Below are 1654 nucleotides of genomic sequence, written 5' to 3' on the forward strand. Positions count from 1 at the left end.
GGGAGCCCCCCGGCACGGTCCTGGCAGCCGCCCGGGCCTGCGCACACCCGGCGAATCACCTCTCCACACGGCAATCGAGGCTCTATGGCAGGCACATCGACCTGGCAGCTGGACCCTGCCCACACGAGCGTGGAGTTCTCCGTCAAGCACATGATGATGACCACCGTACGTGGCCGCTTCAAGGACGTGAAGGGAACCATCACCGTGAACGAGGAGAGCCCGGACCACTCCGCGGTGGAGGTCGAGATCGCCGCGGCAAGCCTCGACACGGGTGTGGCCGACCGCGACGCCCACCTGCGCTCGGGCGACTTCTTCGATGCCGAGCACTACCCAAGGATCACCTTCCGGAGCAGGCGGGTCGAGGGCCCCACCGGGCAGCCGGGCGGCCGTTTCCGCCTCACGGGGGTCCTGACCATCCGCGACACCCCCATGGAGGTGGAGCTCGACTGCGTGTTCCAGGGCAGCGGGCAGGATCCGTGGGGCAAGGAGCGCATCGGGTTCGGCGCCACGGGCCAGGTCGACCGCCGGGACTGGGGCCTCAGGTGGAACCAGTCCATCGAATCGGGCGGAGTGCTGGTGGCCAACCAGGTAAAGCTCGACATCGAGGCCCAGTTCGTGAAGCAGACGGCGGAAGCGGACGCAGAGATCTGAGGGAGTGGCGTGGAGTCCGGTCAGGGTGCCGGCTCCGGGCATCCCGCGCCCCGGACGGGAATCCAAAGGGTGAACGTGGAGCCGCCGCCGGGATTGCTCCGCACGGTGATGTCGCCTCCCAGGAGCCGCGCCACGCGGCGGCTGATGGCGAGGCCCAAGCCCACCCCCTGCGCCGCCCCCGGCTCCAGCCGCGTGAACTCCTGGAAGATGTGCTCCTGCTTCTCCGCCGGGATCCCCGGTCCCGTGTCGGCCACCTGAACCCCGTACCATTTCAGGAGCTCGGCGCCGCGCGGCGTGTCGCGCCAGACGATGCTCACCCTCACCGCGCCGCCCGGCGTGTACTTGACCGCGTTCGACAGCAGGTTCCCCAGGATCTGCCGGAGGCGTGTCGGGTCCGACTCCACCTGATACTCCTGGAAGGTGGGGGCGACCTCGATCCGGAGGCCCTTTGCCTCGGCCGAGGCGCGGTATTCTTCCACCAGCTCCCGCGCCATATCCCCGACCTCCATGGGAACGCAGCGGATGTCGATCTGGCCCGATTCCGCGCGCGAAAGCTCCAGCAGGTCGTGGATCAGGGCGAGGGCGGTGCCGATGGAGCGGCGGATGCGTGCGAGCTTGTCGCGCTGCGGCTCCGTCAGCTCGCCGTACACGCCGTCGGCGAGGAGCTCGGCGAAGCCGTCCGCGGCACCGAGGGGATTCTTGACGTCATGGCTGAACCCGCGCATCAGGCGTGTGCGGCTCTCCGTCACCCGCTCGATCTCGTCCCGCCGCTCGCGGGCTTCCTGGAGCAGCGCCACCTTTCGGAACGCCAGCGCCGCCAACCCGCTGAACAGCTGCGCGCGGTCGATCTCATCCTGCCGGAAGGGCGGCCGCTGCGGCGCGCGAATCACGGTGAGGGAGCCAATGGGAAGGTCGGCTTCCACCAGGGGAAGGACGAGTGCGGAGCATTCTCCCCGGCAGGCGTCCGAGCCCGCCAGGAGCGGATGCTCCCGCGTTTCTCCGT

2 protein-coding genes are annotated in these 1654 nt (G+C 69.5%); one reads left to right on the forward strand and one right to left on the reverse strand.

Annotated elements, in window-relative coordinates; genetic code table 11:
* Positions 1-84: 84 nt before the first annotated feature.
* A complete protein-coding gene (locus VIB55_RS14505) occupies positions 85-651 on the forward strand; it encodes a YceI family protein (RefSeq protein ID WP_331877370.1) in 567 nt (188 codons plus the stop codon).
* 20 nt (positions 652-671) lie between these two features.
* Here the strand turns inward: VIB55_RS14505 and VIB55_RS14510 are convergent.
* Positions 672-1654: HAMP domain-containing sensor histidine kinase (locus VIB55_RS14510; protein ID WP_331877371.1), on the reverse strand; the 983-nt coding region annotated here is incomplete at its 5' end.

The sequence above is a fragment of the Longimicrobium sp. genome (genome assembly GCF_036554565.1).
Classification (GTDB): domain Bacteria; phylum Gemmatimonadota; class Gemmatimonadetes; order Longimicrobiales; family Longimicrobiaceae; genus Longimicrobium.